Here is a 23,929-nt window from a genome sequence, read left to right as displayed (position 1 = left end):
CATGAGCGAGAAAAACCCCCTGCCGTTTGCCAAAACCCAATCCAAAGCCATGTTGCTGTGGGTGCTGGCGGTGCTGATCGGCTTGCCGTTGATTCTGCCCTCGGCCACCCTGGCCACCGAGATCCTGATCTTTGCCCTGGCCGCGCTGGCCTGCAACCTGTTGCTGGGCTACACCGGGCTGTTGTCGTTTGGCCAAGGCATCTTCTTTGGTGCCGGTGCGTATTGCGCGGCGCTGCTGATGATCCACCTGCAACTGGGCTTGTTCACGGCATTACTCGGCGCCGCCTTTGCCGGAGGGTTCCTGGCCTTGCTGGTCGGCGCGCTGGCAATCCGGCGCACCGGCATTTACTTCGTGATGCTCACATTGGCGTTCAGCCAGATGGCCTACTTCGTCGCCTACACCTTGAGCGACTGGACCGGCGGCGACAACGGCCTGCTCAGCGTGCCGCGCCCGGAGATCCGTCTCGGTGACACCGTGCTGCTGTCGCTGGCCGATGCCCGGGTGTTCTATGGCTTTGTCGCGGTGCTGTTCCTGCTGATCTTTATCGGCGCGCGCCGAGTGATCGCCTCGCCATTCGGCAGCACCTTGATGGCGATCCGCGAAAACGAAACCCGCGCCTCGGCCATCGGCTATGACACGCGCCACTTCAAGATCCTGGTGTTCGTGCTGTCCGGCGCGGTCACCGGCATCGCCGGGGCGCTGTACGCGATGCTGCTGCACTTTGTGCCGCTGTCGAACATCGACCTGGCGATGTCCGAGAACATCCTGATCATGACCATCGTCGGCGGCACCGGCTCGCTGTTCGGCTCATTGCTGGGCGCAGGCTCCATCGTGCTGTTGGGGGACTTCCTCTCCGACCTGTGGCCACGCTGGCTGATGCTGCTGGGTGTGATCCTGATCTTTGTGGTGATCTTCATGCGCGGCGGCTTGTGGGGCGGCCTCGCATCGTTGTTCGAACGGGTACGCGGCAGTCGCAAGACCGCCATCGTCGCCAAGGAGGAAGGGCTATGAGCATCCTGCTGGAAACCAAAGACCTGGAACTGGCCTATGGCGCGTTCCATGCGGTCAACGGCGTCAACCTCAAGGTCGAAGCCGGCACCATTCACACCATCATCGGCCCTAACGGCGCGGGTAAGACCAGCCTGTTTCACTGCCTCACAGGCGAGCGCCAGGCCACCGCCGGGGCGATTCATTTTGACGGCAAGAACCTGATACGCAAACCGGCCCACGGCCGTGTGGGCCTGGGCATGGCGCGCTCGTTCCAGCTCACCAGCCTGTTCCAGAACCTCAGCGTGCGCGAGAACCTGCGCCTGGCCGCCCAAGGCCGCGACGGCGCACGTGCGCTGAACTTCTGGCGCCGCGTCGACAGCAAGCGCGAGCACCTGGAGATGGCCGATCAAGTGTTGGAGCGTCTGCAACTCACCCGTCGCGCCGACACCCTGGCGGGCGAGTTGTCCCACGGCCAGCAACGGGTGCTGGAAGTCGGCATGTCGATTTGCTCCAAACCCAAACTGCTGATGCTCGACGAACCGACGTCGGGCATGGGCATCGATGACATTCCGATCATGACCCAGCTGATCAGCGACCTCGGCCGCGACCACACGGTGCTGTTGATCGAACACAACATGAGCATTGTCATGTCCATCAGCCAACGCATCACCGTGATGAGTCACGGGCAGATTCTGGTGGAAGGCACGCCGGAATTCGTGCGTGCCGATGAGCGTGTGCGTACGGCTTATCTTGGGGAGGCTGCCTGATGCTGATTGTCGAGAATATCCATTCCTACTATGACAAGAGCCATGTGTTGGAAGGCGTGTCGCTGACCGTCAACCCCGGTGAACTGGTGACGCTGCTGGGCCGAAATGGCGCGGGCAAGACCACCACGCTGCGCAGCATCCTCGGGATTATTTGCCCGCGCCAGGGCCAGATTCACTTCAACGGCCAGGCGTTGGTGGGCCAGAAGATCTTTGAAATCGCCCGTCAGGGCTTGGCGCTGGTGCCGGAGAACCGCGGGATTTTCCGCCTGCTGACGGTCGAGGAAAACCTGCGTATCGCCGTGCGCAAGACCAGCCGCTGGCAACTCGAAGACGTGTACGGCATGTTTCCGCGCCTCAAGGAACGGCGTAAAAACGCCGGCCACGCACTGTCCGGCGGCGAGCAACAGATGCTCGCCATCGCCCGCGCGCTGCTCAACGACCCCAAGCTGCTGATCCTCGACGAACCCACCGAAGGCCTGGCGCCGGTGATCGTTGACGAGCTGGTGAAAATCCTGCGCAAGGTCAAGGACGACGGCCTGCCGGTGTTGCTGGTGGAACAGAACCTGATGGTCTGCGACAAGCTCGCCGACCGCCATTACGTGCTCGAACAGGGCCGCGTCGTATACGAGGGCAGCGCCGCTGACTTCCGCGCCGACCCGAGCATCAAGAACCGCTACCTGGCCCTGAGTGCCTGACCGGAGATTTGCACATGAATAGTTTTGCGCAACCGCTCAAGAGCAATGCCCCGCTGATCAACCGCGACCGCTTGTGGCAATCGTTGATGGACCTGGCCCAGCTTGGCGCCACGGTCAAAGGCGGCGTGTGCCGCCTGGCGCTCACCGACCTCGACCGCCAGGCCCGCGACCTGTTTGTGCAATGGTGCGAGGCCGCCGGGTGCAGTGTCAGTGTCGATGCCATTGGCAATATCTTTGCGCGGCGTGCCGGACGCAATCCCGCCCTGCCCCCGGTGATGACCGGCAGCCATATCGACACCCAGCCCACCGGCGGCAAGTTCGACGGCTGCTACGGCGTGATGGCCGGGCTGGAAGTGATCCGCACCTTGAATGACCTGAATATTCAGACCCAGGCCCCCATCGAGGTGGTGGTGTGGACCAACGAAGAAGGCTCGCGCTTTCCGCCGTGCATGATGGGTTCCGGGGTGTTTGCCGGCAAGTTCGACTTGCAGGACACCCTCGACAAACTCGATGACCAAGGCCTGTCCGTGGGCGCCGAATTGCAGCGCATCGGCTACGCCGGCTCCCGCGCGGTGCTTGGCCACCCGGTCGGCGCATATTTCGAGGCGCATATCGAGCAAGGCCCGGTGCTGGAAGACCGCGCCACCACCATCGGCGTGGTCATGGGCTGCCTCGGCCAGAAGTGGTTCGACCTGACCCTTACCGGCGTCGAAGCCCACGCCGGCCCAACGCCCATGCACTTGCGCAAGGACGCCCTGGTGGGCGCCGCCGAAGTGGTCAGCGCGGTCAACCGCATCGCCCATCAACAGCAACCGCACGCCTGCGGCACGGTCGGTTGCCTGAACCTGCACCCCGGCTCGCGCAATGTGATTCCAGGCCAGGTGCACATGACCATCGACCTGCGCCACCTGCATGCCGACAAACTGCAAGCCATGGTCGATGAAGTGCGCGGCGTGATCGAAGCCACCTGCGCCCGGCATGGCCTGACCTTTGAACTGACGCCCACCGCCGACTTCCCGCCGCTGGACTTCAACCCAGCCTGCGTCAACGCCGTGCGTGACGGTGCGCAGGCATTGGGCTTGAGCCACATGGACATCGTCAGTGGCGCCGGGCATGACGCGATTTTCGTCGCCGAACTCGGCCCGGCCGGGATGATCTTTGTGCCGTGCGAAGGCGGCATCAGCCATAACGAAATCGAAAACGCCGCGCCGGATGACCTGGCAGCGGGCTGCGCGGTGCTGCTGCGCGCCATGGTCAACGCGGCGCAGGGAGAGGTGGCATGAGTGAGATTGGCCAACTGACGGCGGTGCAACTGCTGCAGCATTTTCGCGACAAGACCCTGTCACCGGTAGACGTCACTGAAGACGCTTTGCTGCGGATCGAGCGCTATAACCCGGTGGTGAACGCCTATTGTCACGTAGACCCTGAAGGCGCATTGAACGCTGCGCGGGCCTCGGAACAACGCTGGTTGAAAGGTGAACCCTGCGGCGCACTGGACGGCGTGCCTGCCTCGATCAAAGACCTGACGCTGACCATTGGCATGCCCACCCGCAAGGGGTCGCGCACCTCCTCTGCCGACGGGCCGTGGGATGTGGATGCGCCCTTCTCGGCTTTTATGCGCAAAGCCGGCGCGGTGCTGCTAGGTAAAACCACCACGCCGGAATTCGGTTGGAAAGGCGTCACCGACAACCCGCTGTACGGCATCACGTGCAACCCGTGGGACACGCGCACCACAGCGGGCGGTTCGTCGGGTGGCGCCGGTGCGGCGGCGGCGCTGAACCTGGGCGTGCTGCACCAGGGCAGCGATGCCGGTGGCTCGATCCGCATTCCCTGTGCGTTCACCGGTACGTTCGGCATCAAGCCAACTTTCGGGTATGTGCCGCAGTGGCCGGCCAGTTCCATGACGATTTTGTCGCACCTGGGGCCGATGACCCGCACGGTGGAAGACACGGTACTGATGCTGCAAACCGTGGCCCAACCGGATGCGCGTGATGGCCTGATCGGGGCGCCGCGCCATACGCCGTGGTTGTCGGGCGCTACGGATTTGAAGGGTTTACGCGTGGCCTATAGCCCTACGTTCGGGTATGTGGACGTGGACCCGCAGGTGGCCAAAGTGGTTGCCCAGGCGGTTGAGGGACTTGTGCAACTGGGGGCGCATGTCGAGCAGATCGACCCAGGTTTCAGCGACCCGCTGGAGGTATTCAGCACCTTGTGGGCAGCCGGTGCGGCTCGCCTCACGGGTTCCATGAGTGATGCGCAAAAACAATTGCTGGACCCTGGTTTGCTGCGTATTGCCGAACACGGCCAGCAGTTGAGCCTCGGCGATTTTAACGACGCCCTTGAAGCCCGTGCGGCGTTGGTGGCGAGGATGGCGGCGTTTCATGAGCATTACGATGTGCTGGTCTCTCCGATGATGCCGATTACAGCGTTTGCAGCTGGGCATAATGTGCCGCCGGGTTCGTCGATGAAAGCGTGGATGGAGTGGACGCCGTTTACTTATCCCTTCAATTTGACGCAGCAACCGGCAGCTTCGGTGCCCTGCGGGTTGGCAGCGAATGGTTTGCCGGTGGGCTTGCATGTGGTGGCTGCGCGGTTTGCGGATGAGCAGGTGTTGAGGGTGTGTCAGGCCTATGCCAAAGCCTTCCCTACTGAACACCTTGAAGCACCGCGGGTGCTCTGAACCCTGCATGTGCGGTCGCATCCGGCTTATAATCCGCGCTTCATTTTTTGTTGAGCGGGTTGTTTTAGATGCTATTTACAAGGACTTTTATGGCGAGTGCAGTGCTCGCCGTCCTGCCGGTTATGGTCCATGCCACAGCGTTGGACTTGAGCTACGAAGCGCCTGTGCTTGAGGCGGTGCCACACGATGCACCGGCGACGGCGAAATCGTTGTTCCCGGTTCAGACCCAGGCGCCGGTGACGTTTGAGTACAAGTGCAAGGGGCCGCGTTGTCAGTATGAGGATGACCTGGAGCAGCGGCACGAAGACCAGACCACGCAGAGTTGGTCCATCGGTATTCACTAGGGTTCGGCCTGCCTTGAGCTGAAATGCAATCATCAACTGTGGGAGCTGGCTTGCCTGCGGTAGCGGTTTGGCGGGGGGGGTTGGTCGGGGTACATATCCATTGCTGCGGTAACGGCGGCCTATGGTTTCGCTCTTACAGCGACTCACTTTTCGAAGGACCGAAAAGTAAGCAAAAGGTCCTCGCCCCAACACTCGGTGCCTCGCTGTGGCTCGGCATGCCCGCAATCCGACAGTGATTTGGGGGGCCGCCGCGATGGGCCATCCTTGGCCCAGCGCGGCTAAACCGGCATCCCTGCCGGTTTACCCCCCAAATCCCTGTCGAATTCCGGCCATCGTGTTTGACGGGGCGATTTCAGATCAAGATCAAAAGCGCAGATCAAAAGACCGCTGACTTCGTCATCGAAAAGGATGTAAGGGCCAGAGCAACAGCAACAGCAACAGCAACAGCAACAGCAACAGCAACAGCAACAGCAACAGCAGAGCCATACTCGGTCAAAGGTGGGAGCTGGCTTGCCTGCGATGGCATCAACTCGGTGTGCCTGATGTACCGAGGTGTCTGCATCGCAGGCAAGCCAGCTCCCACAGAAAAGCAGATCCCAGGTGTATGCAAATCCGCTTTTCGCTTTTGATCTGAGGCGCCCCATCAACCACAATGGTCGAACGCAGGCTTGAATCCGTGGGTAACCCGGCAGGACGCCGGGTTAGCCGCTGTAAGAGCGGAACCATAAGCCGCCGTTACCTAAATAACGGATATACACCCAACAACCCCACACACACGCCAGCTTCGAGCACATTCCATTACACTGTCCCCCATTCATCCCCGGGGGCTTCATGGACATCGAACTGGCACGCACCTTCCTCGAAATCACCCGCTGCGGCAGCCTGGCCGCGGCCGCCGAGAAACTGCACGTCACCCAGACCGCCATCACCGCACGGGTCAAAAGCCTGGAAAGCCAGTTGGGCAGCACACTGTTTGTGCGTAACCGCGCAGGCGCCAGGCTCACCGCCGATGGCGAAGCGTTTGTGGTCTACGCCAACCAATTGCTGCAAACCTGGGAAGCCGCCAAGCGCGACCTCCCGCTGCCCGATGGCTACCGCAATGTGCTGCATATCGGCGGCGAAGTCAGCCTGTGCAACCCGTTGATGCTGGGCTGGGCCAAGGCCTTGCGCGAACAGATCCCCGGCCACGCGCTGCGCACCGAAGTGCGTGAAGGTGAATACCTCTTGCGCCAACTGGAACTGGGCGTGCTCGATGCCGCGCTGGTATTCCAGCCGCAATACTGGCCTGGCCTGCAGGTCGAGCAAGTACTGGAAGAAAAACTGATCCTGGTGCAGTTAACAAGCAAACCCGCCCCTTACGTGTATATCGACTGGGGCCCAGGCTTTCGCCAGCAACACGACGCCGCGCTGCCCGACAAAGCCCGCGCCGCGTTGAGTTTCAACCTCGGGCCGCTGGCCCTGCAGTACATCCTGGAGAACGGTGGCGCCGGGTACTTCCGCACGCGGGTGGTGCAAAGCTACCTGGACAGCGGCGTCATGCAACGCGTCCCGAAAGCGCCGGAATTCAGCTTCCCGACCTATCTGGTCTACTCACGGGCGCGGGATTCGGCGGTATTGCAACAGGCGCTGGGGCTGCTGCGCGAAGTGGTCAAGGCCGAAAGCGACTGGTCACAACGCTGGGACCCGCTGATTTGAATCACCCTACGCCCGCGCGCATGCTAGCCTGCGGATGTTTCCCAGCGCAGCCTTACCGATGAACAAGAAAAAGTCCGTCACCATCAGCGACATCGCCGAACGGGTGGGCATGACCACCATCACGGTGTCCCGCGCACTGAGTAAGCCCGACCTGGTCAAGCCCGCCACCCTAGCGCGCATTCTCGAAGTGGCGCGCGAGCTGGACTACGTGCCCAATGCCTTCGCACGCGGGCTTAAGCGCAGTGAAAGCCTGATCATCGGGGTGATCACCGCCTCGGTCGACAACCCGTTCTACAGCGAGATGATCAAGGCGATTTCCCGCGAGGCGAAGAAGCACGGCTACACCATCATGCTGGTGGACACCGATGAGCTGGAAGAACTCGAAAGCAAAGCCGTCGATACCCTGCTGGGCTATCGCGTGGCGGGGATTATCTTGTCGCCGGTCTCGGACGAACCCAGCTACCAACCCGACTATCTGGAGCGCCTGGGCAACGGCAAAACTCCGGTGGTGTTGCTCGACCGCACGATCCACGACAGCCCGTTCAGCCGCGTAGTGCTCGACAACTACCACAGCGGTATCCAGGCGGCGCACTACCTGCTGCGCCAGACACCCGACCTTAAACGCCTGCTGGTGCTGACCGGCCCGCAGCACTCACGTATCACCGTGGAGCGCCTCAAAGGGTTGCGCGAAGTGCTGGCTGAACACCCCCATGTTCAGGTTGAAGTGCAGGCCGGTGACTACACGCTGATGCCGTCTTACCTGCACACTCTCGACTACCTGGCCGAGCACTCGGCGCCCGATGCAATCATGGGTTTCAACCAGTTGATCACCCTCGGCGCCCTGCGTGCCTTGCGCATGCACAACATCGCCCACGACAGCCTGACCATTTGCGGCATCGACCGCCTGCCCTTCGCCGATATCTTCGGCGTGCCGATCGCCTGCGTGGCCCACGACGCCTCACTGGCCGGCAGCAGCGCGGTACGCCTGCTGCTTGACCGCTTGCAAGACCCGTACAAGCCACGGGACAAAGTGGTGATCGCCGGCGTGCTGGAAAACGGCTAGCGGCTGGTGTAGCCGCCATCGATCGGCAGGCTCACGCCGCTGATCATGCTGGCGGCATCGCTGAGCAGGAACAGCACCGGCAATGCGACTTCCACGGTTTGTGCGAAACGCCCCAGCGGAATGGCCGCCAGCGCCGGGTCGCGTTTGGCCGGATCCGACCAGGCCTTTGTCGCCATTGGCGTAAGTGTGACCGTGGGGTTGACGCTGTTCACACGAATGCCAAAGCGGCCCCACTCGGCGCACTGCACGCGGGTGATCGCGTCCAGCGCGGCCTTGGAGGCGCAGTAGCCGAGGTGATCGTCCAGCGCCACCAGTGACGCCTGGCTTGAGACATTGACGATGCTGCCGGGGATTTTCGCTTCGATCATTTTTGCCGCCACTCGGCTGGCGACCTGTGCGGCGGCGCGAGCGTTGACCTGCATGACCTGATCGAACGCCTCCGCGCTGATGGCGGCGGCGGGCTCCAGGCGTGAGATACCGGCGCAGTTGACCAGGCCGTTCAGCGGCGGCAAGTCTGACAGGGCTTTGTCCAGGGCGATGCTGTCGGCGATATCCACGCATAAGCTGTTGCAGCCCAGCTGTGACAAGGCTTGCGCGTCGCGGCCAAGGGCGAAGACTTCGGCACCGGCGGCAATCAGCTGTTGAGCGATTTCGCGACCGATGCCGCTGCTGGCGCCGGTGACGAGAATGCGCTGGCGGGTGAAGTTGAAGGTGGTGGTCATGGTCACTTCTCGATAAACACTGAAGATCCCTGTGGGAGCTGGCTTGCCTGCGATAACGGTGGGTCAGTCAGCACATTTTTCACTGATACACCGCTATCGCAGGCAAGCCAGCTCCCACATTTTTGATCTGTGTTGGGTCAGTTGGTTTGCAGGCTATGCATGATCGGCTTGAGGGCCGGATACAGCTTCAGGTACTCGGCAAACGCCCGGTCATACGTCATGACATTCTCGCGCTTGGGCTGCGCCCGCAGTTCCAGCTGCACCCAGCCTTTGTCCATCTCGTCATCACTCACCAAGCCCACCGTATGCGCCGCCAGCAACGCCGCGCCCAAGGCCGCTTCCACCTCCTGCACAATGGTGTAGACCGGGTAACGCGTGACGTCCGCGATAATCTGCATCCACAAATCCGAATGGCTCGCGCCACCCACCACGATCAGGCGTGGGTCCAGCGAATGCGCGCCCTGGGTACCGGCTTCAATGTTGTGGCGCAGGGCAAAACTCACCCCTTCAAGCACCGCGCGGTACAGGTGAATACGGCTGTGATACAGGTTCAGCCCGACAAAGCTGCCGCTGGCGCGGTCGTCCCATACCGGGCTGCGTTCGCCCATCAGGTACGGCAAAAACAACAAACCTTCGCTGCCCGCCGGAACCTGGGTGGCGCTCTGCTCCAGCAACACCAGGCTGTCCTGGCCGGTGGCCTGGGCCTGCTGTTCTTCGGCCTGGCAGAACTGTTCGCGAAACCAGCTGACCGACGCCCCGGCGGTGATCGCACCGCCAAAGATGTACAGGTCTCGATGGCCGTTGTAGACGTGAGGCATGCTCACCAGGCCGTGGTGTGCGTCCACGTGCTGGTTCAAATACCCCCAGCACATGCTGGTGCCGATCATCGCCACATGGTTACCCGGCTGCGTAACACCCGCTGCCAATGTCGCCATCGCCGCATCCACACCGCCGGCGAGGAGTGGCGTGCCTGCCTGCAAGCCCAGGCGCGTGGCCCAGCTTTCGAGCAAACCGCCCACCACCTCACCGGAATACACCAACCGCTCGGGCATCATGGCCTGAGGAATGCCCAGTGCATCGAGCATCTCGGCGGACCAGCCGCGCGCTTTCACGTCGTAAACCCCGCCAATATTGCCGGCGCTGCTATGGTCCACCGCCAATTCGCCGGTAAGGCACCAGTTGATATAGCTGTTGGGCGGCAGCAGGTAGCGCGTATCAGCCCACACCTGCGGCTGATGCTGCTTGAGCCAGAGCATCTTGGTGAAGCCGTAATAGCTGTCCACCGAGTTACCCGTTACTTCGAACAAGCGTTCCTGGTCCAGGTGCTCACGCACCCACGCCACCTGCTCGCCGGCACGCCGGTCCATCCAGATAAGGCACGGGTGCAGCGGCGTCATCTGCGCGTCAACAGCAATCCCCGAACCGCCATACAGGCTGCTGATGCACAGCGCCTTGACCTGCCCGGCCGCCACACCGGACTTGGCCATGCACTGCGCCACACACGCCTCGACGGCCTCCAGCCACACCTGCGGCCATTGCTCGGCCCAGCGCACTTTCGGGGTATCGACGCGATACCCCTGGCTGTGCTGGGCGATGATCGTACCTTGACCATCCACCAGCAGCGCCTTGGTGCTCTGGGTTCCTATATCGACACCCATTACGTAGTTCATAGATCAAATCACCGGCTTCAACAGCACCTTGATCGACTTGGTCGAGTTGGCCAACGCGAAGGCCTCGGCAAAATCATCCAGCGGGAAGTCATGGGTAACAATGCCCTTGGACGTCACCAGGCCGCGCTCAAACAGGTCGATAGCGATCGGGTAGCAATATGGGCCGAGGTGCGCGCCGCGTACGTCCAGCTCCTTGCGGTCGCCGATGATCGACCAGTCGACGCTGGTTTCGGCGCCGAACACACTGAACTCGACAAAACGCCCGAGCTTGCGGATCAGGTCCAGGCCTTGGGTCACGCCGGCGGGCACGCCCGTGGTTTCGATGTACACGTCGCAGCCATAGCTATCGGTGAGGCCGTTGATAATCTCGCGGGCATTGTCGCGGGACGGGTTGATCACCACGTCGGCGCCAAATTGCTTGGCCAGTTCCAGGCGCTCGTCGACCATGTCGATCACCACCAGTTTTTTCGGGGTTTTCAGTGCAGCCACCTGGACCATGCACAGCCCCAGCGTACCGGCACCGGCGATCACCACCACGTCATCGAGCTGGATTTCGCCACGGTTGACGGTGTGGATCGAACACGCCATCGGCTCCACCAATGCGGAGTCTTCCAGCGACACCGACTCGGGAATCTTGTGCACGATGGCGGTCTTGGGAATGCGCATGAACTGGGCCATGCCGCCTTCGGCGACTTCACGCTGGAAGCCGAAGATATTGTGCACTTCACACATCCAGTACTTGCCCGACTTGCAGAAGCGGCACTTGCCGCACGGCACGATCTGCTCGGCGATCACCTTGTCGCCCACCGCCACTTCAAAGTGCTCGCCGGCGCCCTCCCCCACCTCTTCCACGTAACCGAAAAACTCATGGCCCGGCACCACCGGTGCCTTGACCCACGGGTTATCGCCACCCCAGAACATCGCCGCGCCGGAATGGCACTTGCAGTCACTGGCGCAGATGCCGCAGGCGGCGATACGGATCACCAGTTCATTGGGGCGCGCCTTGGGTTTGCCGATGCGCTCCAGGCGGTAGTCTTTCGGGCCGTGGCAAACGACGGCTTGCATCTCGGTGTGCTTGTCCATGTGTTCGGTCCTTTCTTGTCAGGTGTTTATTTATGGCGCTGACGGCTGATGAAAATCGCCAGCAAAATGATCCCGCCCTTGATCACGCTCTGGACGTAGGGCGAGACCCCGAGCATGTTCAAACCGTTATTGAGTACGCCCAGCAGCATCGCGCCGAGCAAGGTGCCGACAATGACCCCGCGCCCGCCGGCAATCGACGCACCGCCAAGGACCACCGCCGCAATCGCATCCAATTCGAACGACACGCCGGCGTTCGGCTGGCCGCTCATCAAGCGTGAGGTGAGCACCAGCCCGGCAATCGCTGCGGTCAGGCCGCTGATGCCGTACACCAGCAACTTGAAGCGCGCCGCCCGCACGCCCGACAAACGCACCGCTTCTTCATTACCGCCGATGGCGTAGATGTAGCGGCCGATGCGCGTGTGTTGCAGCAACACATAGGCGGCAAAGTAGGTGACCAGCATGATCAGGATCGGCACGTCGACGCCGAACAGGCTCTGGCGGCCGAAGAAACCGAACCACTCCGGCAACCCCGAAATCGGGTAGCCGTCGGTGTACATCAGGCCCAGGCCACGGGCGATGCCCATGGTCGCCAGGGTGACGATGATCGGCGGCATGTGCAGGTAGGCGACGAACACGCCATTGCCGATGCCGAAGGCCACGCCGATCAGCAGGCCGGCGCCAATCGCCAGGCCCGGCGGCAGGCCCGCGACCATCAGCCCTGCGGTCAAGGTGCCCGACAGCGCCATCACCGGGCCTACCGACAGGTCGATGCCACCGGTGAGAATCACGCAGGTCATGCCCACCGCGATAATCGCGTTGATCGACACCTGGCGCGCAATGTTCGACAGGTTGCTGGTGGTGAGGAAGTTATCGCTGGCGAAGATCATCACCAGGGTCACCACCACCAACCCGACGAAGGGATAAAACGCCGGCGAGCGCACCAGCCGTGCCAGGTTCAGGCGCAGTCGGCGGGTGTCGCCGGTATTAATGGACATATTCACTTGAGCCCCCTGTTGCATGGCGCATGACCTCTTGTGGGTTGACGGCGGCCGCTTCCAGCAGCTTGACGATGGCGCCCTTGTGGAACACGGCGACGCGGTCGCACATGCCAATGACTTCGGGCAGTTCGGAAGAAATCATGATGATCGCGTAGCCTTGTTCGGTGAGGCTGCGCATCAGGGCGTAGATCTGCGCCTTGGCGCCGACGTCGATGCCGCGTGTGGGTTCATCGAACACCAGCACGTCGCAGTGGTGGTTGATCCAGCGTGCGATCACAACCTTTTGCTGGTTGCCGCCGCTGAGGTTGAACACCCGGCTTTCGCCGCTGGGCGCCTTGATCGACAGCTGGCGCATCAGCGCGTCGACGCTGGCGCACTCTTTGCTCTTGTCGATCAGGCCCGTGGCGTTCTGATATTTGGGCAGGTTGTTCAGGGAGATGTTTTCGCGAATGCTGAAATCGGTGATCAGCCCTTCGCTCTTGCGGCTTTCCGGGAGCAGCCCGATGCCGTGGGCCAAGGCTTGCGCCGGGTCATCCAGGCTGACTTTCTCGCCGCGCAACCACACGTCTTTGCTCACCGACGGCAGCGCACCCATCATGCCCAGCGCCAGTTCGGTACGACCGGAGCCGACCAGCCCGGCAAAGCCGAGGATCTCGCCCTTGTGCAACTGAAAGCTGTTGCGCGGGCCATTGCGTACCAACTGGATGTCCTTGACCTCCAGCAACAACGGACCACGGTCTTTCGTGGGTTTGGGTGGAAAGCTGTTTTCCAGGCGGCGGCCGACCATCATTTCGACGAGCCGGTCGATATCGCTGTCGGCCACATCGGTCACGCCTACGTTACCGCCATCGCGCAGCACGCTGATGCGGTCGCACACCTGGAAAATCTCCTCCAGGTGGTGAGAGATAAAGATCACCGCCACACCCTGGCGCTTGAGTTCGCGCATGATCTCGAACAGCAGTTCGGCTTCGCTGGGCGTGAGCGTAGCGGTCGGTTCATCGAGTACCAACAGGCGCGCATCCAGGGCCAGGGCCTTGGCGATTTCGACGAATTGCTGCTCGGCCACGCTCAGGTGCTTGACCGCGCATTGCAGGTTGATACTCACACCGAGGCGCTTGAATAACGCCTGGCTGGCTTCGACCATTTCGCGCTTGCGCAGCAGGCCGAAGCGGTTGCTCAACTCATGCCCGAGGAAGATGTTTTCCACCGCCGTGAGATAGGGAATCAGGCTGAATTCCTGGAACACAATGCCGATACCGGCGGCGATCGCATCGCGGTAAGTGGCAAACTTTTGCACCTGGCCATCGATTAAAATCTGCCCTTCGTCCTGATGCTCGACGCCGCCGAGGATCTTCATCAGGGTCGACTTGCCCGCGCCATTTTCACCCAGCAACGCATGGATTTCGCCGCGTTCGACCTGCAGGTTGATGGACTTGAGGGCTTGTACGCCCGGATAGCGCTTACAGATATTTTCCAGCTTCAGAAGACTGCTCATGCCGCCGACCTCGTATTCAGAAGGAGACCTCAAGCCCCACGGTTCACGTGGGGCCGGGGCGATTTACCAGCTGAAGTCCTTGGCCTTGGCCTGGTCGATCAAGGTGATGTCGACGGGAATGGTGGCCGGCACTTGCGAGCCCCACTTCTTGGCCAGGGCGATGCCCAGAGCCAGGCGGATCTGATCGCGCGGGTATTGCGCCGAGGTGGCGATGAACTTGCTACCGGGCTTCTGGATCGCCTTGATGGCTTCCGGTGCGCCGTCGACGCTGACCAGTTTTACGTCCAGGCCGCTGGCTTCGATGGCCGACAGTGCGCCGAGGGAGCCGTTGTCATTCACGCTGAAGATGCCCTTGAGGCCGGGCTGGGCCTGCAGCATGTTTTCGGTGACGGTCAGCGCCTGGTCACGTTCCTGCTTGCCATTCTGGATGCTCACGATCTTGATGTCCGGGTGCTTGGCCACCGCTTCTTTGCAGCCGCGCACACGCTCAAGGATCGGCACCACGGCGATGCCGTCGAGGATCGCGATATTGCCTTTGTCGCCGATGTTCTTGGCCAGGTATTCACAGGCCTGGAAGCCGGCGTCGAAGTTTTTTGAACCGACAAAGGAGTCCAACGGGCCGTCGGCCTGGGCGTCCACTGCGACCACGACCACACCCGCGGCGTGCGCAGATTTGACCGCCGATTGCACGCCAACCGAGTCGGTGGGGTTGATCAGCAGGATATCGATGCCCTTTTGCAGCATGTCTTCGACATCGCTGACCTGCTTGGACACGTCGTGACGGGCATCGGTGATGATCAGCTTCGCACCGATGGTTGCGCCGGCTTCTTCCAGGGCGTTTTTCATGGTGACGAAATAGGGGTTGTTGATTTCCTGGAAGGAAGCGCCGATGCGGATGGGCTTGGCGGCGTCGGCAAACGCTGCGCTGGTGGCGCCGAGGGTGATGCTGACAGCCAGTAAACACAGGGTTTTCGGGAGCATTTTCATGGCGTGGTTCTCTGTTTTGTTTTTATTTTTAGAGCAAATGTTATCGATAACATTTTGCGAGAAGCTAGCAAGTAAATCAGGCCTGTGCAAGCCCCCGTCGGTCGCCCGCGGTTCAAGTGTGGGAGCTGGCTTGCCTGCGATAGCATCTACTCGCTCTACCTGACACACCGAGGTGTGTGCATCCCAGGCAAGCCAGCTCCCATAAAAGCCTGTTTCCACACAAGCCAGCTCCCACACTTGAACCGCGGACTGCGCAAAAACTCGCACTATCTCGCGTACCAACTAAGCTCAGGCTCCAACAAAAAAACCAGAGCGTGCCGCCATGGCCCATCCCACCGAGACCTTCCGCGCCGGCTACCGCGCCGCCGTGAGCGCCCGTTACAACCCCTGGCTGCACGCCAGTTTCGTGCTCGGCTACGGCATCGTCTGCATAGCCCTGGCCTGGTCCTCCACCACGCACATCACCGCGCTGCAGTGGCTGACCGTGCCGCTGACGCTGGTGTTTTTCAACCTGTGCATCTACCTCGTACACCGCCACCTGGGTCATCACAAACACAGCCTGGCCCGGCTGTTCTATGCGCGCCACACGGGTGACCACCACAGTTTCTTTACTCCAGGCCACATGACCTATGACAGCCCGCGAGACTGGCGTGTGATTCTATTCCCGGCCTGGCTGATCGTGCTGCACAGCCTGACGATCACCCTGCCCGCCTGGTGGCTGCTCAAACAATTGAGCCCCAACGTCGCCGGGTTGTTTGCCGGGTGCATGATCCTTGGGTATTTACTTTACGAAGTGTTTCACGCCTGCGAACACCTGCCCGCCGAGCACCCGGTGGCGCGCTTGCCATGGATTCGCCAGATGCACCAATTGCATGCCCTGCACCACCGCCGTGAGCTGATGCAGGGGCGCAACTTCAATATCGTCCTCCCCCTGATGGATTACCTGTTCGGCACCCTGCACTGGGAGCCGAACGCCCACGACAACCAGGAATAGTCATGAGTACCCGCCCCAAAAAACTGCGCCATTTGCTGTTCGTACTGCTGCTTGCAGTCATCGCTTTTCTGCTGCTGATGCCCACCAAAGTGCAACCGGTGAACTGGTCGCCGCCCAAGGCGCCCTCGCTCAAAGACGGCGCCTACGCCGAAAACCAGCGGCTCAAGGGTATTGAAAAAATCGGCGCGCAGGACATCGCCGGCCCCGAAGCCTTGCTGCTCGACCCCCAGGGCTTTCTGATCAGCGGCCTGCAAGACGGGCGCATCATCCGCACCTCGCCGGACAGCCACACGCTGGAAGTGCTCGCCAACACCGGCGGCCGCCCGCTCGGCCTGGCGTTGCACCCGGATGGGCGCTTGATCATTGCCGATGGGGTCAAGGGGTTGCTTGCCCTGGATGCCAATCGCCAACTCAAGCCATTGAGCAGCAGCGCTGACGGCGTACCCTTTGGCCTCACCGACGATGTGACCGTCGATGCCAGCGGGCGCTATGCCTACTTCAGCGACGCATCAAGCCGCTGGGGCTATGGCCAGGACGGCACAGCAGTGATTGAGCATGGTGGCGACGGCCGGTTGCTGCGCTATGACTTCAACAACGGCACCACAGAGGTGTTGCTGGACCGGCTGCAATTTGCCAATGGCGTGACCCTGGGGCCGGATGAAAACTACGTACTGGTGAATGAAACCGGCGCCTACCGTATCAGCCGCTACTGGCTCAAGGGCGAGCGCAGCGGCACCCATGACCTGTTTATCGACAACCTGCCGGGCCTGCCGGACAACCTCAGTTTCAATGGCCGCGATCGCTTCTGGGTTGCCCTGTATTCGCCGCGCAACCCGTTGCTGGACGGTTTCGCCGGCTACCCGCTGTTGCGCAAGGTGATGGTGCGCGCACTGATGGTGGTGCCCAAGCCCATCGAGCGTAAAGCCTTTGTGCTGGGGCTGGACATCGATGGCAAGGTCATCGCCAACTTGCAGGATGGCAGTGCGGGCAATTACTCGCCGGTCACTACCGCACGCGAATACGGCGACTGGTTGTACCTGGGCTCGCTCACGAGCACCAGCATGGCGCGCCTGCCGTTGAAGCTGGCGCTGGCCGGCGAATAACAAAAAGGGGCAGCCTGTTCAGGCTGCCCCTTCTGATTTACATCACGGTATCAATGGATGATGTCCTGGGTGCAGATGTGCCCAAAGGTCACATACTGCACGTTATCACCGCCGACACCCACGCCCGGGAACTCGTCCAGCTCGATACGCCAGCCGCCGAAGTTGAAGGTGGTGTCCCAGGTGTACTGCACGCCGGTGCTGCTGTCCGGGTACTGCACACGGTTATCGCCAAAGCAGGTACCGAGCGCAGCACTGGCCTGGGATGTGCCGGCACTGTTGGTGGTGGCCTTGAAGTCGGTCCAATGAAACTCGGTGCCCTCAAAGCGCTTGTCGACACGCAGCACAGGTGTGACGCCCAGCAGCGGCGCGCCCGTGGAATCGGACCAGTTGGTGGTCCAGTTCAATGTGCGCCCCGCCTGAGTCGCCATCCAGAATATCGATGCCGGCACCCGCACGATGTTGTCACCGGTTACCTGCGAGGTGTTCAGCCGTGGCGCAGAACCGAGGCTCAACTTGTAATATTTGCTTGGATCCTGCGTCACGGCCGGGTTGGCCCGCACACGCACCTTGACCGTCGTACCCGGCGTGACGCTCGGGTAGGTGGACGTAGAGCCGGCCGGTACGACGATCCAGTTGACGCCATCAAAGCGCTCGAAGATCCATTGGTTACGGCTGCCACTGTCATCGCCTGCCAGGTACATGCTCACGGCCTGGCCACGCACGGCCTTGAAGTCGAAGTAATCGACGTCGTTGGCGTTGTCCAGGTTGCCGCTCACCTTGTTCATGGTGTCCGGCAGCGCAAAAGCGTCCTGCGGTGTGTCGTTGGGCTCGAAGGCATCGATGTTGGTGTCTACCGCCACGCCGAAACTGAACTGCGCGTTGGTGGCGGTCTTGGCCACCATGTACCAGTAGTAGTCACCAGCCGGCAGCACGCCGTCGATGTATTCATCGGCATTGCCGGCGTTATCAGCGGTGGCCAGCAGTTGCAGGTTGCCTTGGCCGTCGTCGCGGAACAGGCTCAGCGACATGTCGGCGCCGGCACTCTGGTTGATCAACTGCACCAGCACCCGCGCGCTTTTTGGCAGGTTGAAGTGGTAAGGGAAATCCTGGCCCGTTTGCACTTCGCTGATGGTGTAGAGGGTGTTGATATCCAGGGTCGGAAACAGCGGAACAAAGTCGGCGACCGCTGCACTTTTCAGCTCGCTCTGGCTCGGCTTTTTCAACGTGCCGATGACGGTGTTGAACGGTGCGGACCTGGCCGCTTTAGTGACCGCCTTGGTCTTGCCGTCCCGCGCCTCCAGCAGCTTTTGCCGCAGCGCCTCCGAAATCGGCACCGCAGTGAGCGTGCCGCCAGGTTTGAGCGCGTCAATCTCGCCTTGGCTGACTGTGCCGGGGGTGAGTTTGGGAAGGGTGAGGTCGGCCAGGGCAGAGGCCGAGATAAAGCAGGAGGCCATCATGGCCGCGCCCAGCATAAGGGCTTTCGTTGGTTTCATTTTTTATCCATCCATAGTTAAAAAATTGAAGCTCAGGTGATCGGTGACATCCGGTCACCTGGGATGGAATGTAGAACAATACTGTATGCATGAACAGTATTTTTTAGAAAAAATTAACCTCCTTCAAATAGGTAAGTCACCCCACCTGCGCCAAACGGACCAGACCACGGTTGTGATCAGCCAGGTAAACCCCAGGTAATAGGGCCATAACACCCAGCGTTTGAGCGCTAAAGGCACAGACGCCAGTTCGGCCTCGGTCACAACACCGGCTTTCACGTGGCGCTTTGAATCGGACAGAAACTCAAAAATCAGCAACATGCGGTACTGCCTGTCAATCCACTCCTTTCGTCTCCAAAAACGTTTGTTGCCACGAACCCGCTCGTTGTGACTGAAGTAACTTTCCACCTCATCGAGTTTTGTATATTCGGCAAAAAGCATCAGCCCCAGAACGACGAACATCCAAACAAACCACACAATTGAGTAGACCAGAAAAAAATCCATGGTTACGCGCCCTCTGGCTCGAAGATCAAATCACCATTGACCTCCAGGATTTTCCCACCCAGAAGCGCTCCATAATCACCACCTTCATTGCCTACGCCATACCCTCCAGCGGCGCCTCCAATAACGCCACAGGCAAGCGCACCATTCCCCTTCATAGAAATACCCAACACGATGTTGCATGCACGACGAGCGATGGCTGCACCATATTTTCCGCCCACAGCGGCACCTGCCACCGCCCCCACCAACCTTCCCGTTTCCACATACCTCGCCCTTCTACATTGCGCCTCCCTTCCCATCCCGCACGCCTCCTTGATCTCTAATCCTGCTGCTCCCACATCCAATGCCAACCCCACATAAGTGCCCTTCCCCAACCACTTCGACACCTGCGCCACGTCCCCGACCCGCTGCGCATACCCCGCAATCTCACCCTTATGCAGAAAGCTTTTGGTCGATATCCCTAGCACCTTCTTCAACGACTGATTGCCCCGCAACCCCGTGCCAAACCGCGCCGCGCCTTGCAGTTGCGCGTCCAACTGCCGAAACAGCCCTTGGCGCTGACGAGCAAACTCTCCCCGCTCCAACCCACCGCCCTTCAACCGCTGATGCAAGCGCTCAATCGCCTCCAGGGTCTGCGCCACCTCATCCAGATGCCGTGCCCACGCCGACGTGGCGCTGCCGATACCAATCGAGCCGTTCGCCAGCAAGCTCTGCAGCAAATCGTAGTTATTGATTACCGCCGAACCGGCCGATGGCTCCAGCCCCCAGCGAATCTGCTCGCCATAACGCATCAACCAAGCTTCTTCACTGCGACAGCTGAAGCTGAAGTCGTCAGGGATAATTACCAGTTGCCCCGGTGTTACCAGGCCAGTACGTAAGTGCCGGTTCAACACGTCAAAGTGATCAGAACGCTGACGATTTGGCGCCCCGCCCATCGCCCTGGATTTCAAACTGCCGTAGTCCGTTGTGCGGTCATTGATGAACCCCTGCGCCATGCCTTCCATCCCGGATGCAATGAAGATGGCGTCGGAATATAGGCAAGCACAGGCGGCCCGCACACAAGGGCGGGCGCGGGAAATCACATTTGGGAAGTTGCCTACTCGGCAGAGAAAAATCGCCTACAAAAACCCGCGATTAATACCCGGTCATCTCCAGATACCCCACACCACCGTCAAACTGCACCGGCCCTTCCCAGTACGGGATACTCAGGTTCATCCATGCCTTCGGGTTGACGGCCTGGGGCGTGATATCCAGTTGCTTGCCGGGAATTTTCAGTGACCAGCGCGTAGGAACAGCGCGCCCGTCAACCTCGGTGGTGGCCAGCGGTATGAGTTGAATATCGGCGTTATGCAGGGTCTGGGTGTGCCCTTGCTGGTCGATCCAGGTGCCGGTCAGGTAACCCGCGCCGTCTTTTTGCCGCACGCGAAACAGCATCAATTGCTCGCCACGGTCCAGGTGCAAGGAGAACCAGTCCCAGCCGGTCTGGCTCGCGGCCAGCGGCTGGCTGCTCCATTCGCGGTCGAGCCAGGCCGGGCCGCTGACCTGGTAGGTGGTGCCGTCGAGAGTGACATTGCCTGCTGCGGTAAAAAACGGCTGGCTGTAGTAGTAGGACGCCTGGCCTTGATCGGATTTGCGGCTGTAGCCGTTATCACCTTGCAGCACCAGCGGGCGGCTGGAAGTCAGGTGCAAGTCGTAGGCAAACTGTGGGCCTGTGGCCTTGAGTTGCATATCGGCCAAGGCGCTGGCGGCATCGGGCCGGGTGGCAAAACTCCAATCGTCGAGCCAGGCAGTAAACGGCGCTGCCTGGGCGCCGGCCTGGCCAACACCGCCACGGGCGTAGCGCTCGGCGGCGTAATGCCGGGTGGCGGAGGTGACGGCGGCGTGGCCCAGCCAGATCGTCGAGTCACGCCAGCCCGCGTGTATCGGCGCGGCCTTGAGCGCGTTGCGAAACAACGTCCATTGCACGCCGAACACATGGCCTTGGGCATCCTTGAGGTTGGCGGTGACGTACCACCATTCGATGCGAAAGCCGGGGTGCGGGCCGTGGTCTTCGGGAAAGCTGAAGACCTTGCCAGGCACCACCTGGGCGAAATCCGCCGCTTCACTGCCAAGGCCGGCGAAGCTTTCCTGCGGCGCGGGGGCTTTGTCGCAGGCGGTCAATAGCAACACGGCGGCCCAGCACCAGGCGTTAATCTTCATGGGCAAAGGTCCTCAGCAAATCCGCCGGGCGGCTGCGGTACAACTGCCACAGTGGCCAGGCCGAGGCCAGCAGCGTGGCAAGCATCGCCAGCCCCAGCAATTGCGCCAGCTGCCATGGGAACACTTGCAGCGGCAAGCGCCAGCCGAATGCCTGCACATTGATCACCGCGTCCAGGCACCACGCCAGCAGCAGGCCCAAGGGTAAGGCCAGTACCAGCGTCAACACCGCCAGCAGCCAGGTTTGGCCGAGGTTGAGCAGCATCAGTTGCCGGCGCGTCACGCCCAGCGCCCACAGCGGTGCGAGTTGGCCAAGGCGGCTTTGGCTCTGGGTCAGCAGGCTGATAAACAGCGCCACACCGGCGACACCCAGGGTCAGGCTGTTGAGTGCCGCGGTGGCGGCGAAGGTGCGTTCGAACACCTGGCTCGACCAGCCTTTGAGCTGCTGCTGATCGACGATGCGGCTGTCCTCCAGGGCAAAGGCGCGCCGCACCTCCTGCACCAGCGCCGGCACATTGCCGGGCAGTACGCGCAGGTTGAAGCGCGCCGGTGCCAGGCCCGGCCAGTGCGCCAGCAGGTGTTGCGAATTGACCAGCAGATGGCCCTTGGGGTTGCCGTAGTCGGCGTAAACCCCCACCACTTTTGGCGACCACACGCCTTGCGGCGTGGGGAGCTTGATGGCGTCGCCCAGGCCCACCTTCAAGCGGCGCGCCAATTGCTCGCTGAGCATCACGCTGTCGCCCTGCAACAGTTGATCCCAGGGTGTGCTGACGGCTTGCAGCAGCGGCCAGTGCTGGCGATAGGTCGGGTCATCGACCACCCCGAACACATCCGCCGGCCAGCCCTGCAATTGCACCGCCACCTGCCAGGTGGGCAGCACCGCCTGCACCAGCGGTTGCCGCGCCAACCAGGTGGAAAGCTGCTCGGCCTGGGCCGGGTTTTGCGGGTTGAGGTACAGCTCGGCGGTAAGGCGTTGTTCCAGCCAGTTATTGAACGTCTGGCGAAACCCCGAAGTCATGGAGCCCGCACCAATGTTCGCCGCCAGGGCCAACAGCAACGCCATCAGCGCCAGGCTCAAGGCCGGCAACTGTTGGCGGCAGTCGGCAAGAAACCACTGGCCCAACACCGAACGGCTACGTCCAAGCACCGCCGTCAACAGGCCATTGAGCACCACCGGCAGGCCGAGCGCCGCGCCCAGCAGCAAGGCTGCCATGAGCACAAACCCGGCAGTGAGGCTGTTGCCCCACCACAGCGCCAGCACTGCAATCGCCAACGCAGTAGCCGCCACCCAACCCTGACGTCGCAGCCAGCGCCCGTGTGCCTCATGCCAGGCCTGGGCATTGGCCAGCGCCAGCAAGGGCAAACGCGACGCGCGCCACAGGCTGCTGGCGCCCGCCAGCAGCGCGCCGAGTAGGCTCAAGCCCAAGCCGGCCAGCCACCACCACGGGCTGAGGTTTAATTGGCCTGCCACCTCGGCGCCATACAGCCCGCGCAGGCTGGCGGCCACATCCGGGAGCAACAGGCTGGCCAGCAGGTAACCACTGATCACACCCAACACGCCACCCAGCAACGACAACACGCCCAGCTCAACCGCCAGGCTGACGATCAGCAGGCGCGCGCTGACCCCACAGGCACGCAAGGTACGCAGCAAGCCACGGCGTTGCTCCAGGGCCAGGCCGATGGCGGCGTGGACAATAAACAGGCCGACTACAAAGGATAAAAAACCCAAGGCATCGAGGTTCAGGTGAAAGCTCTCGGTGAGGCGCGAGAGGTTGTTGTCCTCGCCTTGCTTGAGTTGCAGCGCGGCGGGAGGCGTCGGGTGGGTGGCGGCAAAGGCCTTGTCCACCAGCAGGCGCGACAGGCGCCCCGGCATGTCCAATAACGGTTGGGCGAAGCCGATATCGGTCAGCAACAGGCCGGGAGCCATGTCAGGCTGAACCTGCAATGGTGGCAACCGTTGCCCGTTCGCCGTCAACGGTCGCGCACCGGCCTGCAACCCCAACGCCTGCAAGGTTTGCGCGGCGATCCAGGTTTGCCCAGGCGGGTTGAAAAACCCGAGCATCTGCGCCTGGCTCAAGCGCTGCCCCGCCACCGCACCGCCACCGGGCAAGGACAACGGCTCGATGCCCATCAATTGCAGGCGCAGATCTTCATGCCCCTTGAGCTGCAGCCGCCCCTGCACCACCGGCGACACCGGCCAGCCGGCGCGGCGCAGCTCGGCAAACAGCGCTTGCGGGAAGCTCGCGCTGTCCGGCGCAGTCAGGCTGGCTTGGGGCTCACCGCCGATCAATTGGCTGGCACGTGCATAGCTGTCGCGCGCCTGGCTGTTAAGGGCTTGCACGCCGGTCAACAACGCGGTGGCCAGCCACAAGCCGGTGAGCACGCTGAAGAACTGCACCGGGTGTCGTCGCCAATGGCTCAACAATGCGCGCAGTGCCCAATAAAATACCCTCAT

21 protein-coding genes are annotated in these 23,929 nt (G+C 61.7%); 10 read left to right on the top strand and 11 right to left on the bottom strand.

The window, feature by feature from the left end:
* Nucleotide 1 precedes the first annotated feature (1 nt).
* From AOA62_RS23985 to AOA62_RS23945, 8 genes are all read left to right on the top strand, one after another.
* Entirely contained in the window at nucleotides 2–1,012 is a 1,011-nt protein-coding gene (locus AOA62_RS23985) for a branched-chain amino acid ABC transporter permease (protein WP_099549983.1), read from the top strand.
* Nucleotides 1,009–1,758, top strand: coding sequence for an ABC transporter ATP-binding protein (locus tag AOA62_RS23980; protein WP_017136277.1), 750 nt, complete (start codon nucleotides 1,009–1,011; stop codon nucleotides 1,756–1,758). Before AOA62_RS23985 ends, AOA62_RS23980 begins: the two co-directional genes overlap by 4 nt.
* Nucleotides 1,758–2,453, top strand: a complete 696-nt coding sequence (locus tag AOA62_RS23975) for an ABC transporter ATP-binding protein (RefSeq protein ID WP_065931154.1) — start codon at nucleotides 1,758–1,760, stop codon at nucleotides 2,451–2,453. Before AOA62_RS23980 ends, AOA62_RS23975 begins: the two co-directional genes overlap by 1 nt.
* 14 nt (nucleotides 2,454–2,467) lie before the next feature.
* Nucleotides 2,468–3,736: a Zn-dependent hydrolase gene (locus tag AOA62_RS23970; RefSeq protein WP_099549982.1), complete on the top strand. Its 1,269-nt coding sequence runs from the start codon at nucleotides 2,468–2,470 to the stop codon at nucleotides 3,734–3,736.
* On the top strand, nucleotides 3,733–5,133 hold the full coding sequence (locus tag AOA62_RS23965; protein WP_099549981.1) for an amidase: 1,401 nt from the start codon (nucleotides 3,733–3,735) through the stop codon (nucleotides 5,131–5,133). Before AOA62_RS23970 ends, AOA62_RS23965 begins: the two co-directional genes overlap by 4 nt.
* Before the next feature lie 89 nt (nucleotides 5,134–5,222).
* Entirely contained in the window at nucleotides 5,223–5,477 is a 255-nt protein-coding gene (locus AOA62_RS23960) for a hypothetical protein (protein ID WP_017136281.1), read from the top strand.
* 831 nt (nucleotides 5,478–6,308) lie between these two features.
* On the top strand, nucleotides 6,309–7,172 hold the full coding sequence (locus AOA62_RS23950) for a LysR family transcriptional regulator (protein WP_099549979.1): 864 nt from the start codon (nucleotides 6,309–6,311) through the stop codon (nucleotides 7,170–7,172).
* A 58-nt stretch (nucleotides 7,173–7,230) separates the two neighbouring features.
* Nucleotides 7,231–8,235, top strand: a complete 1,005-nt coding sequence (locus AOA62_RS23945; protein WP_099549998.1) for a LacI family DNA-binding transcriptional regulator — start codon at nucleotides 7,231–7,233, stop codon at nucleotides 8,233–8,235.
* On the opposite strand, the gene AOA62_RS23940 is transcribed toward AOA62_RS23945, so the two are convergent.
* The 6 genes from AOA62_RS23940 to AOA62_RS23915 form a co-directional block, all read right to left on the bottom strand.
* Nucleotides 8,232–8,957 carry an SDR family oxidoreductase gene (locus AOA62_RS23940; RefSeq protein ID WP_099549978.1) on the bottom strand — a complete coding sequence of 242 codons (726 nt, stop codon included), beginning with the start codon at nucleotides 8,955–8,957 and terminating at the stop codon, nucleotides 8,232–8,234. The two genes, AOA62_RS23945 and AOA62_RS23940, sit on opposite strands and share 4 nt — an antisense overlap.
* 137 nt (nucleotides 8,958–9,094) lie before the next feature.
* Nucleotides 9,095–10,627, bottom strand: a complete 1,533-nt coding sequence (locus AOA62_RS23935) for an FGGY-family carbohydrate kinase (protein WP_017139551.1) — start codon at nucleotides 10,625–10,627, stop codon at nucleotides 9,095–9,097.
* 3 nt (nucleotides 10,628–10,630) lie between these two features.
* Nucleotides 10,631–11,710, bottom strand: coding sequence for an alcohol dehydrogenase catalytic domain-containing protein (locus AOA62_RS23930; protein ID WP_099549977.1), 1,080 nt, complete (start codon nucleotides 11,708–11,710; stop codon nucleotides 10,631–10,633).
* 26 nt (nucleotides 11,711–11,736) lie between these two features.
* Nucleotides 11,737–12,729, bottom strand: a complete 993-nt coding sequence (locus AOA62_RS23925) for an ABC transporter permease (RefSeq protein WP_099549997.1) — start codon at nucleotides 12,727–12,729, stop codon at nucleotides 11,737–11,739.
* Nucleotides 12,695–14,203 carry a sugar ABC transporter ATP-binding protein gene (locus AOA62_RS23920; RefSeq protein ID WP_099549976.1) on the bottom strand — a complete coding sequence of 503 codons (1,509 nt, stop codon included), beginning with the start codon at nucleotides 14,201–14,203 and terminating at the stop codon, nucleotides 12,695–12,697. The genes AOA62_RS23925 and AOA62_RS23920 overlap by 35 nt, the downstream gene beginning before the upstream one ends.
* A gap of 63 nt (nucleotides 14,204–14,266) precedes the next feature.
* Nucleotides 14,267–15,190, bottom strand: coding sequence for a substrate-binding domain-containing protein (locus AOA62_RS23915; protein ID WP_099549975.1), 924 nt, complete (start codon nucleotides 15,188–15,190; stop codon nucleotides 14,267–14,269).
* 322 nt (nucleotides 15,191–15,512) lie between these two features.
* On the opposite strand from AOA62_RS23915, the gene AOA62_RS23910 reads away from it, so the two are divergent.
* Nucleotides 15,513–16,184, top strand: coding sequence for a sterol desaturase family protein (locus AOA62_RS23910; protein WP_017139555.1), 672 nt, complete (start codon nucleotides 15,513–15,515; stop codon nucleotides 16,182–16,184).
* Nucleotides 16,185–16,186: 2 nt separating this feature from the next.
* On the top strand, nucleotides 16,187–17,287 hold the full coding sequence (locus AOA62_RS23905; protein WP_099549974.1) for an SMP-30/gluconolactonase/LRE family protein: 1,101 nt from the start codon (nucleotides 16,187–16,189) through the stop codon (nucleotides 17,285–17,287).
* A gap of 50 nt (nucleotides 17,288–17,337) precedes the next feature.
* Here AOA62_RS23905 and AOA62_RS23900 read toward each other — a convergent pair whose 3' ends face one another.
* From AOA62_RS23900 to AOA62_RS23880, 5 genes are all read right to left on the bottom strand, one after another.
* Complete coding sequence (locus tag AOA62_RS23900; RefSeq protein ID WP_099549973.1) at nucleotides 17,338–18,780, bottom strand: hypothetical protein; 1,443 nt, start codon at nucleotides 18,778–18,780, stop codon at nucleotides 17,338–17,340.
* 123 nt (nucleotides 18,781–18,903) lie between these two features.
* A complete protein-coding gene (locus AOA62_RS23895) occupies nucleotides 18,904–19,281 on the bottom strand; it encodes a hypothetical protein (protein WP_017139558.1) in 378 nt (125 codons plus the stop codon).
* 2 nt (nucleotides 19,282–19,283) lie between these two features.
* Nucleotides 19,284–20,273, bottom strand: a complete 990-nt coding sequence (locus AOA62_RS23890) for a hypothetical protein (protein ID WP_099549996.1) — start codon at nucleotides 20,271–20,273, stop codon at nucleotides 19,284–19,286.
* A gap of 139 nt (nucleotides 20,274–20,412) precedes the next feature.
* On the bottom strand, nucleotides 20,413–21,477 hold the full coding sequence (locus AOA62_RS23885; RefSeq protein ID WP_099549972.1) for a lipocalin-like domain-containing protein: 1,065 nt from the start codon (nucleotides 21,475–21,477) through the stop codon (nucleotides 20,413–20,415).
* Nucleotides 21,467–23,929: an FtsX-like permease family protein gene (locus AOA62_RS23880; protein WP_099549971.1), complete on the bottom strand. Its 2,463-nt coding sequence runs from the start codon at nucleotides 23,927–23,929 to the stop codon at nucleotides 21,467–21,469. Before AOA62_RS23880 ends, AOA62_RS23885 begins: the two co-directional genes overlap by 11 nt.

Origin of the sequence: Pseudomonas sp. 2995-3 (assembly GCF_002742565.1) — a bacterium.
Classification (GTDB): Bacteria; Pseudomonadota; Gammaproteobacteria; order Pseudomonadales; family Pseudomonadaceae; genus Aquipseudomonas; species Aquipseudomonas edaphica.
This window is presented reverse-complemented; position numbering and strand designations above follow the sequence as displayed.